Source organism: Pontibacter sp. GD13 (assembly GCF_058216355.1).
The window spans coordinates 35,237-53,340 of the sequence record NZ_JBYZMQ010000013.1; the positions used below are offsets into that span (position 1 = coordinate 35,237).

An 18,104-nucleotide genomic window follows, 5' to 3' on the forward strand; every position below is an offset into this window, starting at 1 on the left:
CTTAAAGTAGGATAGCCGGGGTTTCAGATGTCGCCGCATCAAAAACATGCTCCGTGCTTAAACCTGAAAGTAGCCCCAAAACTGTAGTTTACGAAATTAACGCAGCTTGTTTGTACTTTTAGCCAAAGCCCTGCAACAAGCTGGCAGATATTAAAAAAGGTTTGTATCTTCCTGTTGAAGCAAACCTGTGTATATGATCCGAGATTTAAGTTATTTTCAGAGGCGCCGGCCGCTTATTGCCAGGTTCATACTTTATGGCCTGTTTTCCATAGTGCTGGCGTCCTGTGCGGCAACTGCAAAACAAAAGACTACGATGGTTGAGAAGATCATGAAAAAGCACCCGGAGCAGTTTCAGCAGATTCTGGGGCAGCCCGAAAAATACCGTGTGCAGGTACTCTATACCCAGATAGACCGCGATGCGCAGAACGAGCCCCACTTTACCTCCTACAGCTATCGCCTGAACCCAAATGAGTATTTTTACCCGGCCAGCACAGTAAAGTTACCCGCCGCCGCCCTGGCGCTGGAGAAATTGAATGCGCTGAACCTGGAGGGCGTGGATAAGTACACTGCCCTGCGCATCGACAGCGCCTATGCCGGCCAATCGGCGGTCAGCACCGACAGCAGCTCAGAGAATGGCCTGCCTTCCCTGGCGCATTATATCAAGAAAGTGCTGCTCGTAAGCGACAACGACGCCTATAACCGCCTGTATGAGTTTCTGGGCCAGCAGCGCCTGAACGAAGGGCTGCACGAGAAAGGCTTTACGGATGTGCGCCTCTCGCACAGGCTGTCCATTTTCCTGACCCCGGACGAGAACAGCCATACCAATCCTTTTACCTTTTACAAAGGCGATCAGGTGCTGTACCGGCAACCAATGTTGTTCAACGCCAGCCCTAACCCCAGCCCTTTAAAGGAAGTTTACCTGGGCAAAGGCTACATGCAGGACGATACATTGGTGAACCGGCCCATGGATTTTTCGGCCAAAAACTACATCTCTGTGGAGGTGCTGCAGGGTGTGCTGAAAAGTATCCTTTTCCCGGAGGCAGTGCCGGCTGCGCAGCGCTTTAACCTGAAACCCGACGATTATGATTTCCTGTACAAATACATGTCGATGCTGCCGCGCGAAAGTAGTTACCCGAAGTATGATGAAGCGGAATACCCGGACAGCTACGTGAAGTTCCTGCTGTACGGGCAGGACAAGCACCGAATCCCGGGCAACATCCGCATCTTTAACAAAATAGGGGATGCCTACGGCTTCATGATCGACAATGCCTACGTGGTTGACCTGGAGCATGAAGTGGAGTTTTTGCTAACGGCGGTGATCTATGTGAATGAGAACGACATTCTGAACGATGGGAAGTATGCCTATGACGAAGTAGGCTTTCCGTTTATGAAGAATCTGGGCAAAGCCGTTTACCAGTATGAGCGAAAACGCAAAAAGAAATACCTTCCCGACCTGGAGCGGTTCAGATTAGAGTATGAATGATGTTTTTCAAGAAAAAAGCCTGTTTGCTATAGGCTAGAAAAAGCAGCGAGCCAACCCTTTAATGGGCTGGCTCGCTGCTTTAAGGTATAGAACAGTCTTTAGCAGCTTTTATTTATCCCACCAGAGCGGATCCGAAAGAACGGGACTCTCCGGCGTGTTGGGGTTCTTGGAGGTTTCTCCCTGTGGGTAGGCCACTCTTCTGATGAACGTGTTGAGAGCTGCACCCTCGGGCAGGGTGAAGTTGGCGTACTGGTAATTGTAGCGCCGGGCATCTACCCAGGCCTCGGGGTTCAGATACGTGATCACGTACTTCTCCTTAAAGATATGGTCGAGCGAAAGGGCAGCGGGCCCAACCGCCACGGCAGGGGAAGCAATATACGCGTTGGCAGCGGCGGCATCTACTTCAAACAGGCGCATGCTTGCCCGGATACCCTCCAGGTAAGCAGCGTAGGCCCTGTCGCGCTGGCCAGCACGCAGGGCAGCTTCGGCCTCTATCATTTTCACCTCGGGATACGAAACGATGAGCAGGGGCGCCTCGTCGGAGGTGAGCGGTGAGTTGCGGGAAATGTATACTTCATCGTGTATGGTACTGCTGGCGGAGCCAACATTACCCGTTCCGTTCGGTGTGCCCACAAAATCGCCATTAATGGTAGGGTCGGTTATCTTAGCAAGCCTCGGATCTACCACGCCGTAGGTAACGCCATTCAGGTGCTGCACCAGTTGTTCTGAAAGCCATCCGCCCAATACCAGGTTCTCGTTGTTCAGCGCTATGGCGGCCCAGGGGTTGCGGGTGGCGAAAACACCCATGTCAGCATTGTCAGCGTTGGAGGTGTAGGAGTTCTCTACAGCGCTCAAGACTGCCTGCGGATCGTAACTGGAAGTTTCGCTCACCTTGTTCAGGAGCCTGGCTTTTAGGGCATAGGCCGTTTTAATCCAGTTTTCCTTGCTGCCGTTGTGAATAAGATCATTCGTCGGGCTCAGAATCACTTTGGAGTCAGCTTTGGATAGTTCGGCAATGCCTTCGTCGAGCAGGTTGAGCGAAGTGCTGTACAGTTCCTCAGCCGAGTCGAAGCCCGGGGTGAGGGTGGTGCTAACGAAAGCCTGCTTATACGGCGCAGCGCCCCACATATCCGACACCAGCGTAAGGTGGTAGGCCATCATCACGTCTGCCACGCCCACATAATCGGTGGCGCCCGCCTCCATGGCCATTTGCTTCATGTCGTAAATGTCGGCCATGGCCAGGTAAAGCGCATCCCAGGTAGAGGAATAGTCCGTTACCTGGTACGTATCCGTAGACCCGCCAGCGGTTGGGCCCGCCAGGTACTGCACAAAGAAGGAGGTAATGCTGCCCACCCGCTGGCTGTTGAGCCCGGTTTTCTGGGTGGTGGTGGAGAGGAGCGTGTTTAAGGGAGGGTTGTTCACCAGGTTCGGGTTCTCATCCAGGTCAAAATAATCCTCGCAGCTTTGCAAACTGAGCATGGCCCCTGTCAGCATCAGAATGGCGAATGTGTATTTGAATATCTTTTTCATGCCTTGTCTGGTTAAAATCCTACATTAAGTGTGAACAGATAGCTTCTGACAGCCGGGTATGTGAATCCGGCGAAAGCATCTACGTTGCTGCCGGCGGGTGTGGAGCTGTTCTCAGGGTCGAAGCCGGAATAATCGGTAGAGAGCCACAGGTTGTTGCCCGTAAGTGAAACAGCGGCGTTTCGCACAAATATCTTCTCGAACCACTGGCTCGGCAAAGTATAGCTTAGGGTAAGTGAACGCAAGCGCACCCAGGAGGCATCCTCCACAAAGTTCTCTGACACGCCCCGGTAGACGTTCCGATAATACCCGTTTCCGTAATTTACGCCATCTGGCCCGATGCCCTGGCCCAGGTAAACCGCTTTGGTGTTGGGGGTGCCGTCTTCCAGCACGCCGTCAAAGACAATGGTCTGGTCGCGGTTTTCGGTGTACTTGGCAATACCGAACGCAGCAAAGAAATTGCCCATCTGGTTATACTTGTCCTGGCCCTGGCGCGTGTCTATCAGGCCGGTCAGGCTCAGGTTTTTATAAGAAAAAGTGTTGGTAAAACCGGCAATCCAATCGGGTTGCGAGTTGCCCAGTATTTTCTGGCTGGAGAGGGGAGCCCGCTTTGGAAAGCCATTGGCCCCGATCACAATCGGCCTGGATGTATCCAGGAACAGAGGGTCCTCCTCCTCACCGGGGCCGTAGTAGCGCTGGTAGTGTGAGCCGTAGATATTGCCGTAAGGCTGGCCGGGTATCAGTTTCAGGGTAACCGTAGAACCCACGTAACCGAACTGCGAAGCGTAGGCGATTTCTTCCAGTCCTTCGCGGATACTCAGGATCTTGTTGCGGTTCGCCGAGAACACCAGCTTCGAGGTCCAGTTGAAGTCGCTGGTTCTGATAGGGTTGGCGTTCAGTACCACCTCCACACCTTTGTTTCGCATTTCACCGGAGTTTACGGCTGCCCGCACAAAACCTGTGGTAGAGGCTACGTTGATGTTCAGGATCTGGTCTTTGCTCAGCGAGTAGTAGTACGTGAAGTCGAACCCTATGCGGTTATCCAGGAAAGCCATTTCGAGGCCGGCCTCATAAGTGTTTGTGAACTCGGGCCGCAGGTCTTTGTTGCCCAGCAGAGCCGACCTGGTAAAGCCGGTAAAGCCTGTCGGGAAGCCGCCGTATGTGGAGTAACCCGAGGAGGTGGCGTAAGGCAACGCATCTTTACCGATCTGGGCATACGATAGCCGGAGCTTGCTTTGGTTGATAAAATCGGGCAGGTCCAGGTGCTCGGAGAACACGTAGCTAAGGCTTGCGGAAGGGTAGAAGAAGGAGTTATTTGGTTTTCGGAGGGTAGAGGTAATGTCGTTACGTCCGGTCAGGGTCAGGAAGAGGAAATCTTTGTAATCGATGGAGGCCTCCCCGAAAAAACCCATCAAACGGTACTCTTCCTTCTGTTGCACCGCCGATAAGAAGCGGGCATTTCTGAGGTCAAAATAATCAAACACGGCTAACTCGCTTCCTTCAGCGCCGAAACTCTCTACTTTCCGGTCGTATAGATCATGGCCCAGCCGGAAGGTACTGTTAAAGTCAGTGCCGAGGGGTAACGTGGCAGTGGCAATAAAAGTGGAGTTGATCGCCCTGAATTTGGACGTGTACTCATTAATGAACCCCTGGCCATTGTCTTCATACACCCGCTCATCGGCAAAACCCCTTGGTCCGGGTGCGGTGGCGGTGCGTGCATCGTTATACGTGTCTAAGCCAACGCGGTAGTTAAGGTCCAGCCAGCTTAAGGGGGTGTAGCCAAAGCTCAGGCCGCCGATAAACCTGTTCACGTCATCTTCTAACTGATTGGTAGCGGCGCCATACACCGGGTTGTTGTTGCCGTAGGTTTTCATGGTGCCATCGGGCTTCCTGAAATCAGTCACATCCCAGCGGGGCGACCAGTAACTCAGGCTTTCGTTAAAACGGTCGGCGTTGTAACGCTTGCCTCCCGAGTTGATAAACGTAAAGTTGGCACCTGTCCTGAACTTGTCGCTGAGCTTCACATCGGTATTCAGCCGCGCCGAAATATTCTCGTAATCCGTGAAGGGCAACACCCCTTCGTGCTTCAGGTGCGAAAGAGAGGAGGAGTAGGTAATGGCATCGCTGCCGCCAGAAAAGGAGAGCGTGTTTCGAAACTGGTGACCGGTTTCGTAAGCATCCCTAAAATGGTTATAGAGTTCTGCAGGATGCGTCGGGTCCAGTTTCCGGGCCTCGGCCACGGTAGGTCCCCACGATGGCCAGAAGCTTTCCGGGTCATACACGCCCAAATACCCTTGTGTGTAGGTATCCTGGATATCCGGGAATTTGTTCACTTCCTCAATGCCTGCCGTGCTGGTAAGGTTTACTCGCAAAGCGCCTTTCTGTCCTTCTTTTGTCGTGATCACCACTACGCCGTTGGCGCCGCGCAGGCCATAGAGCGCGGTGGCAGCGCCTCCTTTCAGCACGTTTATACTTTCAATGTTATCGGGGTTGATGTCGGCCAATCGGTTACTCATGCCCCGCAACTCTGTGCCTGCTCCAAACGTGGAGGTGGAGTTGTCGATCAGAATACCATCGATAACGAATAGCGGCTGGTTGGGCCTGCTCGGGTCGATGGAGTTGATGCCCCGTATCAGAATGCTGGCACCCTGGCCCGGTGCTCCGCCTGTGCTGGAGATAGTTGCCCCGGCCACTTTGCCTTGTAAGGCGTTGATCACGTTCGGCTGCCTGTTTCGGGTCAGCGACTCCGATTCTACGCTTTGTGCCGCGTAGCCAAGCGCCTTTTTCTCCCGTGTAATGCCCAGGGCCGTTACCACCACCTCAGAAAGTTGCTTCGTGTCGGTGTTCAGGCTTACGTTTATGGTAGACTGGTTGCCCACGCTTACTTCCTTCACCTCGTAGCCGAGGTACCTGAACACAAGCACAGCCTGGTTATCGGGTACCTGGATCCGGTAGTCCCCGGAGGCATCGGTGGTGGTGCCCCTGGTGGTGCCTTTGATAATAACGCTAACGCCGGGCAAGGCCATGCCTGCCTCTGCGCCAGTAACCTTGCCGCTCACGAAGTTCTCCTGGGCCAATGCACCTGGAGCCCAACCTATTAATAGCAGCAAAATAATCAATGTAAAATTGTTCCTCATAGCAAGTTAAATTAAGTAAACATGAACAATGTATTTAGGACTTTATTAATGGATATCTCGTGGTTTTGGTCTTTGCTTATAGATTAGCGGTTGGGTTTAACATATTTAATATAATTATTTTATTAAAAATATAATTATACATATTTTTATTTCACCTAATATTAGTTCACTGTACGTGACTTATTTAGATTAGTATATATTATATATAATAATCATTGTTTTGTGCAAATTTTAAATGAGGGAAAGTAGGGACAAGGCGCAGTGGCTACGCGCTAGTAACAGGATAAAAACATTAGTGCGAATGGTTTAAGCAAGTTTTATGAAACTGACCCATGGTGGTGCCACTTTTAAGCGTAATTGCTTCGGAATGCCAGAGGTTTAATAAGCTCAAAGTATTTTTAAGCACTTGCGTCGGATAGGAGTGATGCCAGTCAGGCAAGACAATCAGGCCCGGGCTAAAAAAGAAGAAGGAAAGCGAGACAGGCGTTGCGGTTTAACCATAAACCTGCAGCATCCGTTTGCTTTCCATTTTTCCTTTTTTATGCCAGGCACCTGACATAGTGAAGTATGTTTTGCTAGCTAATGGCTTTCACATTAACAGCATTTAAGCCTTTCAAGCCTTTCTCTACTTCAAATGTTACTTTGTCATTTTCTTTTACCGGACTGGCCAGGCCATTCTGGTGCACGAAAATACTTTCCTGCGAATCGTGATCTTTGATAAAGCCGTAGCCTTTAGAAGTGTTGAAGAACGTGATTGTTCCTTTCCGGATCAGGTCAGCTGGGTCAACTGCTTCTTGTCTGGAAACACCGATCTGGATATCTTCCTGCTTGATCACCTTCTTTTTCTTGAGCGGATCTGGGGGAGTATCCGTAATATTGCCATTATCGTCAACATAGGCAAGCATTTCATCAATGCCTTTTCCTTTGTTGGAAGTAGCTTTGCGTTCTTCTTTCTTTTGTTCTTTATCCTGTCTTTTTTTCAGTTTTTTCTTTTCCTTCTCTTTTTTACTGAAGGTTTCCTGCGATCTACCCATTAATTGTTCTTGCTCTTAGTTGTTAAGTATTATGTTACCCACGCGTCATCAGGCTTTCCTGTTTCTGCTTAGTAGCGAAACAGGAAGTTGGTGCCATTTCTAATCCACTTCTCGAAGAAGGAATTATCGTTGTATTCGCCGGATACTAATTCGAAATCGGCGCTGTCTTTGTTAGGGCGGGAATCCATAAAGCTTTCCAGTGAATCCTGGTTATTCGGTTCCCACTCCTGTCCTTTTTGTAGTGCGACACACAGGTACTCGCGTGTCGCTGTATCTACTAAATATTTTCTGTTCATCTTAGTTTAGAGAATATTTAACATTAATTTAACTTTATTCTTTTGCATTGGAAGTATAAAAAACCGGCTCTTCCAAAAAAATAAAAAAGCCTTACGCATGTAAGGCTTTTTTATTAGTACTATATGTTAAAACTAAGCACGCTTAACATTAACTGCGTTTAGCCCTTTTTTACCATCTTGTAGCTCAAAAGTCACCTCGTCGTTTTCTCTGATCTCGTCTACCAGGCCAGATACGTGTACGAAGTACTCCTCATTAGAATTTGAATCTTTGATAAAGCCGAACCCTTTCAGGTCGTTGAAGAATTTTACTGTTCCGTTATTCATGATATTTTGTTTGTTATACACTTACTACATATTTGCAAGTATATATGTTCATTATTTTCTACAATTTACGATAAAAAATTGGCAATATTGATTTTTAAAGCTTATAATCCCGATTTTATTTGTAAGTATCTGCTAAACAGCATGTTTAAAAATGTCGCTACAGTCGTTTAAGTACTGCTTCCCTGGCTTTTTCTCAAGTTCTTCTGGAAGCGCAATTTGAAAGTAAACAGAAACCTAATGTTCCTTTAAAGTTTATCAGCACTTGCCAGAGAGTTCGATTAGAGGCTGCCTGCGAAGATTTAGTAGTTCCGGAAAGGCTATACGCATTCCTCAGCAAATAAATTTTTGATACTTTTAACTGAAGTTCATATATTTAAAAGTTAAAATTTATACTTTACAACCCGTTTTATGATTTAACCTTTACACGCTGGTTCTAGTGTTTTTAAGATTAGGAAAAGTAATTACTTTCCTTTTAGCGGCTAAATAGTCCAAACCTCTTCTTTTGTCCAGAAGCATCTCACGCTACGACAGGATTCCCGTTTTTTTACTCACGGCAGAAAACAAATTTACGATTACCCTCACCCTGATTTTGGGAGAAGGGCTGTTTTCACTTTAATTCTTCATCAACATTGCTGTTTTGAGAATACGTTTTACACTTTGCCTGCTTGTCGCGTTTTTAATACTGAGTGTATCAGGCGCAAAAGTTCTGGCTCAGAACTCTTCTAATAAAGGTAAGGATTTCTGGCTGGCCTACCCCACTCATTTAAGCGGACTGAACTCGCAGATGAGTTTATACATCACCTCCACCGTGCCCACCACGGGCACGGTGTCGATACCCGGACAAAATTATTCGGCCCCTTTTACCGTAACGGCCAACCAGGTAACTATCGTGAACATTCCGCAAACAGCCTATATTGCTTCCTCCGAAAAGGTGGAAGACAAGGGCATTCACCTGGTAACCAAGGACCCTGTCGTGGTTTTCTCGCATATTTACTCCAGAAACCAGTCTGGCTCTACGCTGGCGCTCCCTGCTTCCACACTCGGGCGTGAGTACTATGTTATGAGCCACAGCGATATAGGAACATCGCTTAACTCGCAGGTGGCTCCTTACTCAGAGTTTACCGTGGTGGCCATTGAGGATAACACGACCGTGCAAATTACCCCCACCGATAATACCATAGGGGGCGCAGCGAAGGGAAACCCGTTTTATGTGACGTTAATGCAAGGGCAGGTGTTTCAGGTACAGTCGTTGGATGACCTGACAGGAAGCAAGGTAGAGTCGATCAGCACAAACGGGGCGGACTGTAAAAGGATCGCGGTGTTTTCAGGAAGCTCCTATACCAGGATGGGCTGCGAGAATGCCACATCAGGCGATAACTTGTACCAGCAACTGTACCCTGTCAGCGCCTGGGGCCAAAATTTTGCCACCGCACCGGCCATGACCAGGACAGGGGGAGACAAATTCAGGATACTGGCATCGCAGGATGACACGAAAATAACCGTTAACGGGGGGGGGGCAATTACTGTCAACAAGGGCAAATACTACGAGTTTATCACGAACACGCCGAACTTTATAATGGCAGACAAGCCTGTGATGCTGGCGCAGTTCACCCTTACCCAGAATTGTGATAACGTGACAGGAGACCCGGAGATGATCATACTCAGCCCGGCAGAGCAGACCCTTACCGAGATCACCGTATACTCATCTCCTTATTTTAACATTCAAAAGCATTACATCAATGTCGTGATGCAAACCAGTGTTATCGGTAGTTTCCGCCTGGACGGCACTGCCATGTCCTTTACACCCATACCAGGTAACCCCGTTTACTCATATGCGCAGCGCCAGGTGGGGCCTGGCAACCACACCCTGAAAGCGGACGAAGGCTTTACCGCCATGGCCTACGGGTTTGGCCCTGTAGAGTCGTATGGCTATTCCGCCGGGGCAAACGTGAAAAACCTGCTTCAGAATTTTACCTTCGATTCAGAAACTTATTGCGACGGAGAGAAAGTGACCTTTACCGGCTTTGCTTCCTATGAACCCCAGAGCTGGCTATGGGACTTCGGAGACGGTAACACCTCCCCGGAACAAAACCCGACCCATACTTACGCGGCCCCGGGAACTTATACCGTGAAACTCACTACGGTAAAGAACAACGGGAATGACTGTAATTCGAAGGATGAAAGCACTGCCGAACTCATCGTTTATCCCAACCCGCAGGCAGCTTTCTCTTACACCCCTGAGTGCCTGAATGAGGCGTTGCAGTTTAAGGACGAAAGTACTGTAGCCGGAGATAACAGCCGGGTAACTGTGTGGGCCTGGGACTTCGGCGATGGCACCACCGCCTCAGAGCAGCACCCACGACACATTTTCAGCAAACCAGGAAAGTATACCGTAAAATTGAGCGTTACCACCAGCGCCGGCTGTACCAATGAAATCCAAAAGGAGGTGGAACAGCTGCCCAAGCCCGTGCCAGCCTTTGAAGCACTGGCCGTGTGCCAGGGAAGCGCAACTGTATTTAGCGATAAATCAGTGGCCAGCGAGCCTGTGATAGGCTGGCAATGGGATTTCGGGGATGGTACGGCCATGGGCAACGTGCAGCACCCGCAGCACGTGTATGCGAACCCCGGCACCTATACGGTGGTCCAAACACTGCAATTCGGCCCCGACTGCAAGCTATCGTATACCCGGCAAGTGGTGGTTTACCCCAAGCCACAGGTGCGAATGGAACTGCCCGACGTGTGTATCAGTGATGAGGCGCAGTTTACGAACAAAAGTACCATCCTGTCAGGTACCATGCGCTACCTTTGGGACTTTGGCGATGGCACCTCTTCTGCATTGGAGCATCCGAAGCATAAATACAAAGCCGAAGGTACTTACAAGGTACAGCTGACCGCCACCTCTGATAAAGGCTGCACCGAAACCATAGCTCAGGACTACGTGGTGAGTGGGGCTAACCCGCTGGCTGACTTCTCGGCGGCAGCATTCTGCCAACGGGAAGGCGTTCAGTTCACGGATGCTTCTTCAGTAGCTTTCGGCAGGATAGTCCGCTGGCAGTGGAATTTCGGGGACGGCACGGTGTCCGGTGAGCAAAACCCGCTCCATGTATACCAAAAGGCGGGAACTTATAAAGTAAGCCTGGTGGCCTACTCCGGCATCGTGTGCCAGGGCGTCATCAGTAAGACCATCACCGTAAATGCCAGCCCGCAGGCCAGTTTCGAGACCGCAAATGTATGCTTTGGCGAAAAGACGCGTTTTACCAACTCTTCCTCGGTGGCGCAAGGGAGTATTGTTGCCCTTCAATGGGCTTTTGGCGATGGGGCTGTCTCCAGCCAGGCGAACCCGGAGCACCAGTACAGTGCCGCCGGGGATTACGAAATTACGCTGGTCGTAACAACCGATACAGGCTGCCAGCATACTGCCACGCAGACAGTGACAGTATACGCCAGGCCACAGGTGGCCTTCTCCCCTGTAATAAGCTGTGTGTCCGATGCCGTTGTATTTAAGGATGAAAGCTCGGTAAACCCCGGGAGCCTGCAGGCCTGGCGCTGGAGCTTTGGCGACGGAAGTACTTCCGACGCCCAAAACCCAATGCACAAGTATGCGCAAGCGGGCAGTTATACGGTTAAGCTGGAAGTAACCTCTGCTAATGGTTGTGTGGCTGCGCTGCAAAAGAGCGTGGTTATCCTGCCCATACCGGTGGCAGACGCAGGCCCGGATCAATTACCCGTCTGCGGCATTACCTACACAGCGCTTTCCGCCACAAAACCAGCATTCGGAACGGGTGTTTGGTCTATTTTGAGCGGTACTGGCGGGCAATTGGCTGACCCCGCAAATCCGAGCTCACGCTTCACCGGCCTGATGGGCGAAACGTATCAACTGCGCTGGACGGTGAGTAATAGCCCTTGCGTGGCCGCCACCGATGAGCTTATGCTAAAGTTCAGTCCTTACCCTGAGGTTGACGCAGGTCCTGACCTGGAGATTATTGAGGGAGAGAAGATCGTGCTGTCCGGCAGCGGCACGGGCACCCTTATATGGACGCCGACACAGTTCCTTGACAATGCAACGGTAGCCCAGCCGACAGCCGCTCCGGAGGTGACGACAACTTACACATTGCAAGCGACCTCCGCCGACGGTTGTGTGCGTACCGATCAGGTGACCGTGCGCGTGTTGCAGCGCCTGCAGATTCCCAATGGCATCTCGCCGAACGGCGACGGGCTGAACGAGGTTTGGCTTATCAAAGGAATTGAGGATTACCCTAATGTCAGTATCACAGTTTATAACCGCTGGGGCGACAAGGTTTTTTCATCTCAGGGTTACAGTAAACCCTGGGACGGCAGCCGTAACGGCGCTCCGCTGCCAGATGGGGCTTATTATTATGTGATAGACACCAACAAAGGGCGCAAAGCATTTACGGGCTCCATAACGGTACTACGCTAATGAGAAAGCCAGGCTTACTGCTACTGCTAACTTTGCTGTGCCTGGAGGCGCTCCCGCAGCAAATTCCACATTTCAGCCAATACATGCTCAACGGTTTTTTGGTAAACCCGGCCTTGGCAGGTTCCGAAAACTACGGTGAGGTAAAGTCCGGGTACCGCAACCAATGGGGTGGGGTAGAAGGCGCACCAGAATCCTATTACCTGACAGTGCACATGCCACTCGGGAAAACGAACCTTAATACAACGGCCACCAGTGTGCCCTACCGGGGCCGAACCGGCAGTAAGGCGCTCTTCCGGAATTACACCAAGAAGGATGTGGTGCAGGCTGAACCGCACCATGGTATCGGCTTTGCCGCCATCTCTGATAAAGCCGGGGCACTGAAGCGAACAGATGTTGGACTTACCTATGCCTACCATTTGCCGGTGAGCAAGGCGGTTAACATGTCCGTCGGCCTCTCGGGAGGACTCTCGGTTTACCGCGTCGATGAGGCAGGGTTGCGACTCACCGACCCAAATGACCCTACCTTTACGGGAGGCAATTACAACCGTGTCAAACCCAACATCACGGCAGGGGCGCTGCTCTATTCCAAACGCTTTTTCATAGGCGCCTCCAGCGCACAGATCATGCAGGACGAGCTTACGTCAAGGTTCAGCGAAGAAGATAGTCATGGCGCCAGCACGCGCGTACACCATTACCTGACGGGTGGCTATAAAGTAATGCTCACCCCAAATTATTCGTTGCTTCCCTCCGCATTGTTGAAGTATGCCGGGCCTGCTCCTTTATCTGTGGACCTCAACCTGAAAATGCTTTATAAAGATGTAGTCTGGGTGGGTGGCTCGGTGAGGCAGTACGACACGGTGGTGCTGTTGGGGGGGCTAAATGTGAGTAGTCTGCTGCAGGTAGGCTACGCTTACGACATGTCGGGTGCCAGAATAAGTAGACTTGGGGGCGGGGCGCATGAAGTTGTATTGGGCATCCTGCTCAACAACCGGGGCAAGGTATTCAGCCCCTCGGATTTCTGGTAACCAGGTCTTCCGACACTGCAGGTAAATATCTTTAGTAACAAAAGCCAGGGGCACGACAAGGCCTTGGGATTAGCCACTTACTCTGCACCTGGTGCGCTGTTTGAATATGTAGAATAACGTTGTTTTGGCAGCCTGCCATACGTTGCCACCGTTAAAGGCTGCATAACCTTTAACAGACGGGCTTGTTACAAAATGATGAATGATAAAAAGGAAATCGACGCCGATGAGGAAGGCACGAACCTGGACCACACCCCCTCAGCCAGGAACATACACGATGTTGTTTTTATAGAAGCAGAATCAGAGCTGAAGCGATCGTCCGCAGCCCTGTTCTGGTCCGGCCTGGCGGCGGGTCTTTCCATGGGCTTCTCCATGATCACCGAAGGTTTGATGGAGGCCTACCTCCCCGACTCGGACTGGAGCATACTGGTGTCGAGCTTCGGCTATAGCATAGGCTTCCTGATCGTTATAATTGGTAAGCAACAGTTGTTCACGGAGAACACCCTGACACCCATCCTGCCGCTGCTGCACCGGAAAGATGTGGATACTTTTTTAAATGTTCTCAGGCTCTGGGGCGTTGTGCTTTTTTCCAACCTGCTGGGTGCCTTGATTGTGGCACTGGTGGTTGCCCAGACCACTACGTTCAGTCCGCATGTATTACAAGCATTTGAGGAGATCGGCAACAAGGCCATGGAACCGGACTTTGGTACCACACTGTTGCGCGGTATTTTTGCCGGTTGGCTGATCGCCCTGATGGTATGGCTCTTACCCTATGCCGAAACTGCGCGCGTCTGGGTGATCATCATCATCACCTATGTGGTTGGGTTGGGCCATTTCAGTCACATCATAGCAGGCTCTGTCGAAACGTTTACCCTGGCGGCCATGGGCAAGGCGGGCTGGGGCGAAGTGTTGGCAAACTACTGCCTGCCTACCCTGCTCGGCAACATACTGGGTGGCGTTATTCTGGTGGCGGCCATCAACCATGCCCAGATCAAGGCAGGGGAGGATAAAGCTTAACCACTCTCTTATTGTGGTGGATAAGGAAGACGTATCGCGTAAGACGCAGGTTCTTAAATTCCGGTAGCGGCACGAAGAGGCAAGTATAGGTATTGCTAAACACCTTGCTTTCATGTGATCATGTGTCAGTTTTGGGTTATGCCACTAGCGGGAAGGATGGTTTTATATGGTGATGAACGTTTGTTAATTATATCGCTCACATAGCTTGGTTAATCAAAAAGCCACTCCAGCACGTACCTACCAAAAAAAGAAACAACTATGAAAAACACAAACCTGTTCTATATGGCTGCAGGGCTGATGCTTTGCATTTCCTGTACATCAACACCAGATTCTGCAGAACAAGCGCAAACAGCAACTACAACTTCAGACCAAGCTGTAGTCGATTCTGTGGGACTGCAACTCATTGCCTCAGCCCTTGTTTCACCGGTTTTCCTGACGCAGCCGCCTAACGATGGCAGGCTGTTTATCCTTGATCAGATCGGAGAGGTGCGGGTAGTGCAAAACGGCCAGCTACTGCCAACGCCTTTTCTCGACCTCAAGTCAAAAATTGTTAACCTGAAACCTGAGCATGAAGAGCGTGGGTTGCTCGGGCTTGCCTTCCACCCTGATTTTCAGAAAAATGGGAGGTTTTTTGTGTACTACAGCGCCCCATTGCGTAAAGGAGCTCCTGATAACTTTGACCACACCAGCGTGATCGCACAGTACACTGCTTCAGGAAATAACCGAGAAATGGTTGACCTGAACTCCGGGAAAGTAATTATGTACGTAGATCAGCCTTATGACAACCACAATGCCGGTACTCTGATGTTTGGTCCGGATGGCAACCTTTACATCAGCCTGGGTGATGGCGGCAACAAGAACGATATCGGTACAGGCCATGTGGATGACTGGTACGAAAAGAATGACGGAGGAAACGGGCAGGATGTAAGGCAGAACCTGCTGGGCAGTATATTGCGCATCGATGTAAACAGCGGGTCGCCTTATGGTGTGCCCTCGGATAATCCTTTTGCCGGGAACCAGGGTGGCATGAAAGAGATTTTTGCTTACGGCCTGCGCAACCCCTATCGCTTCTCTATAGATAGCGAAACAGGTATGATTATAGCGGCTGATGCAGGGCAGGTGTTGCGCGAGGAGGTGAATGTGATCAGGAGAGGAGCTAACTATGGATGGAACGTGAAAGAAGGCACGCTTTGCTTTAATGCTGCCGATAACAAGAACCCGCTGCCAGATTGCCCTAACCAGGACAGCCTGGGAAACAAATTCGTGGATCCTGTGATAGAATTCAAAAACAGCATGAGTTATCCGCAGGAAGGCTTGGGTATAGTGAGTGTAGGAGGCTACGTGTATAGGGGAGACAAGCGCGCCGCCCTGAATGGGGATTACCTTTTTGGCGTCTGGACACAGCACCACGGTAAACCGGACGGCGCCGTTTTTGCAGCGAAGGTAAGTGGAGAACAGGGACCCTGGAACCACAGAAAACTTTACTTTCGGGATAAGCCGGGCAATGCCTTCGGGCACTACGTGTTAGGCTTTGGGCAAGACAACAGCGGCGAGGTCTACATCCTGGGGACCGACAAGGAAGGCCCGACAGGAAAAACTGGAAAGGTATACTTGATCCAATAATTAGCTGGAGGCAGTAGGCTGTGTGGTTACCCCTTCATCAGAACCTAAGCAGGTAAAAAAACTGCCTTCAGCTTCTGGGTTATCCGTATGCAGTTGGTTTACACCCCAGGTGCGTTGATGATGGCTACCATGCGGAGCATCCCACTGTGATAGGGTTGGAGAAGCAGAAGACTTATATAAAACGCCATCCAAGTTACAAAATGCACATAAAACCAACTCAGCCTTAATATTACCGTTTCTAGATGTTTTACACCAACTATAAAACTATAAAAATGGAAAACCAGCATCAAAGCAACAACATGAGCGGTAGCTATACTAATTTCGTTTCCATGTTGGCTTTATCTTTTGTTGCCATGTACATTACCATGTACCTGAATACGTATCAGCTTGACCATGTTTATTTTAGTCTGACCCGCTTTTACATGTCCTGTTTGGGTATTTCAGCAATGGCCGTGATCATGTATCTTTTTATGCGGAGAATGTACAAAAACAGAAAAAAGAACATGGCAATTCTTGCAGGGAGCTTTCTCTTGTTTGTGAGTGCCTTATTTCTTGTGCGCGCACAAGAACCAATTGGGGATGTGCTTTGGATGAAAGCAATGATCCCGCATCATTCTATCGCCATATTAACAAGTGAGCGTGCAGATATAAAAGACCCGGAAGTAAAGAAGCTGGCGAATGAAATTATTAAAGCCCAGCGAAGAGAGATTGGGGAGATGAAAGCTATGATTAAGCGCTTGACTGAGGAATAGCGCTTGCCGCAACGATGAGGTATTGAGGCAGCCAAGTTTGGCAGTGCCCGCCTCGCATACAGAACACTTGTGATTGTTAACAATGTGGTGTTAAGGCAAACGGCGTGTGACCAGTTATTGCAATAGCCCTGTCCGTTAAAAGGGCAGGGCTGTTGCATGCTCCCCTGGCTTGCGCCTTAAGTTTATGGCTTTACGATAAGATAATCAGGCATTCGTTTCATACACCTCCTGCCAACCCCAGCCATCCATTTCTAACAGAGCGGTAAGCAACTGGCGCCTTCGCTGTACAGGATCGCCTGTTGCCAGTGGGGTGTGACTTGTTTGCTGCAACGGAATGCCTTTTTCTGCGAGAAGCCTAACATCCGGATGGGGTGCCTCCTGCCGGGGAGACGGATCCTTTAAAAAACTCTCCTGTACCATTTCCAGGTATGCATCGAGAGCAGTCTGTAGCATGGTAAATTTCAATTTGTCTTGTACGGCTTCCTGCGTCACTCTATCTCGCATTATTCTGATCGTTTCATCGAGCAGCACAAGAGCAGTTGTGATAGACAGATTGGGCTTGCTGTTGTGAAAGTAATGAATAACAGGGTAGGATTGGTGGTTCAGCGTATGCTGCATCAGCAGCTGGCACAGGTCGGAGGTATTGTCAAAAAACGAAGAAAAATCTTTGCCACTCCAGCTGTTGATTAGCATTTGCTGCGGTGTTTTTCCCATGCTGCTGATGTAAAGGCTCAGTTTGCTTTGCAGCCCTACAGCTGAAAGCACCGGAACGAAATAGGTGATGGAAGCTGTGATAAAAACCAGTCCTGAGTAAGCTGCCACATCGGTAACAACCCGCCAAAAGTTATTAGAGGGGATATAATCGCCCATACCCAGCGTGGAGAGGGTGAAACCCGCATAATAAAATTTTTCCCAGGCACCGGCGCTGGCTTTGGTGGTGCTGTTTATAACCGCATTGGTGTCTGATAGTAATGCCAGCAACAAACCTGTCCATAGTCCGGTTACCCATACAAAAAGTACGGAAATCAATACGGCCGGTCCCGCGTACTTCAGCAACTCCGACCTGCCTTTTTTCCCTGCCGCCACGAAGAACAAATTCCAGACTCCTCTTGATACCCATGTGGTGATCTTGCCACCTCCGTTAGCAGAGAAAGTGGTTTTGATGATATCCAGTATCACGACTGCAAAAAGTATGATTCCGCTGCTTAAATAAACTACCTGCATGCCTCTTCAAGTTTTAGTAAACTATGGCTTCTAACGGATAAGCGAGCGTGGCGTTTTTACGGGGTGTAATTCAGCTATGTATGAAGAGTGCTTCAAACAGATATATCAGCTGCCGCCTTATCGGCGAGTGTACGGGTGGTGTTCCATTGGCCGAAAATATATAACAGTAAAACAAATATATGTAAAACAAGCCACCCCGAAGTATGGTATAAAAGGAGCATGCGTTT

Annotated in this window: 12 protein-coding genes; 6 read left to right on the plus strand and 6 right to left on the minus strand. The window is 50.0% G+C overall.

Features of this window, described 5'->3' with window-relative positions:
• Positions 1-193: 193 nt before the first annotated feature.
• Positions 194-1,483 (plus strand): serine hydrolase, encoded by a 1,290-nt coding sequence (locus tag AC4BAN_RS15595; RefSeq protein ID WP_490565342.1) that lies wholly within the window; start codon positions 194-196, stop codon positions 1,481-1,483.
• Between the two features lie 108 nt (positions 1,484-1,591).
• On the opposite strand, the gene AC4BAN_RS15600 is transcribed toward AC4BAN_RS15595, so the two are convergent.
• From AC4BAN_RS15600 to AC4BAN_RS15620, 5 genes are all read right to left on the minus strand, one after another.
• Positions 1,592-3,013: a SusD/RagB family nutrient-binding outer membrane lipoprotein gene (locus tag AC4BAN_RS15600; protein WP_490565343.1), complete on the minus strand. Its 1,422-nt coding sequence runs from the start codon at positions 3,011-3,013 to the stop codon at positions 1,592-1,594.
• A gap of 11 nt (positions 3,014-3,024) precedes the next feature.
• Positions 3,025-6,147 carry a SusC/RagA family TonB-linked outer membrane protein gene (locus tag AC4BAN_RS15605; protein ID WP_490565344.1) on the minus strand — a complete coding sequence of 1,041 codons (3,123 nt, stop codon included), beginning with the start codon at positions 6,145-6,147 and terminating at the stop codon, positions 3,025-3,027.
• 575 nt (positions 6,148-6,722) lie between these two features.
• Complete coding sequence (locus AC4BAN_RS15610; RefSeq protein ID WP_490565345.1) at positions 6,723-7,181, minus strand: cold-shock protein; 459 nt, start codon at positions 7,179-7,181, stop codon at positions 6,723-6,725.
• A 68-nt stretch (positions 7,182-7,249) separates the two neighbouring features.
• Positions 7,250-7,477, minus strand: coding sequence for a hypothetical protein (locus AC4BAN_RS15615; RefSeq protein ID WP_490565346.1), 228 nt, complete (start codon positions 7,475-7,477; stop codon positions 7,250-7,252).
• A gap of 132 nt (positions 7,478-7,609) precedes the next feature.
• Positions 7,610-7,801, minus strand: a complete 192-nt coding sequence (locus AC4BAN_RS15620; RefSeq protein ID WP_490565347.1) for a cold-shock protein — start codon at positions 7,799-7,801, stop codon at positions 7,610-7,612.
• Positions 7,802-8,438: 637 nt separating this feature from the next.
• Here AC4BAN_RS15620 and AC4BAN_RS15625 point away from each other — a divergent pair.
• The 5 genes from AC4BAN_RS15625 to AC4BAN_RS15645 all read left to right on the plus strand — a co-directional run bounded on the left by AC4BAN_RS15625 (position 8,439) and on the right by AC4BAN_RS15645 (position 16,653).
• Positions 8,439-12,239 (plus strand): gliding motility-associated C-terminal domain-containing protein, encoded by a 3,801-nt coding sequence (locus tag AC4BAN_RS15625; protein ID WP_490565348.1) that lies wholly within the window; start codon positions 8,439-8,441, stop codon positions 12,237-12,239.
• Positions 12,239-13,264: a PorP/SprF family type IX secretion system membrane protein gene (locus AC4BAN_RS15630; RefSeq protein ID WP_490565349.1), complete on the plus strand. Its 1,026-nt coding sequence runs from the start codon at positions 12,239-12,241 to the stop codon at positions 13,262-13,264. The genes AC4BAN_RS15625 and AC4BAN_RS15630 overlap by 1 nt, the downstream gene beginning before the upstream one ends.
• A 192-nt stretch (positions 13,265-13,456) precedes the next feature.
• Entirely contained in the window at positions 13,457-14,278 is an 822-nt protein-coding gene (locus AC4BAN_RS15635; RefSeq protein WP_490565350.1) for a formate/nitrite transporter family protein, read from the plus strand.
• Between the two features lie 258 nt (positions 14,279-14,536).
• Entirely contained in the window at positions 14,537-15,901 is a 1,365-nt protein-coding gene (locus tag AC4BAN_RS15640) for a PQQ-dependent sugar dehydrogenase (RefSeq protein WP_490565351.1), read from the plus strand.
• Positions 15,902-16,173: 272 nt separating this feature from the next.
• Entirely contained in the window at positions 16,174-16,653 is a 480-nt protein-coding gene (locus AC4BAN_RS15645) for a DUF305 domain-containing protein (protein WP_490565352.1), read from the plus strand.
• A 204-nt stretch (positions 16,654-16,857) separates the two neighbouring features.
• On the opposite strand, the gene AC4BAN_RS15650 is transcribed toward AC4BAN_RS15645, so the two are convergent.
• Positions 16,858-17,877, minus strand: coding sequence for an ion channel (locus tag AC4BAN_RS15650; RefSeq protein WP_490565353.1), 1,020 nt, complete (start codon positions 17,875-17,877; stop codon positions 16,858-16,860).
• Positions 17,878-18,104 lie beyond the last annotated feature (227 nt).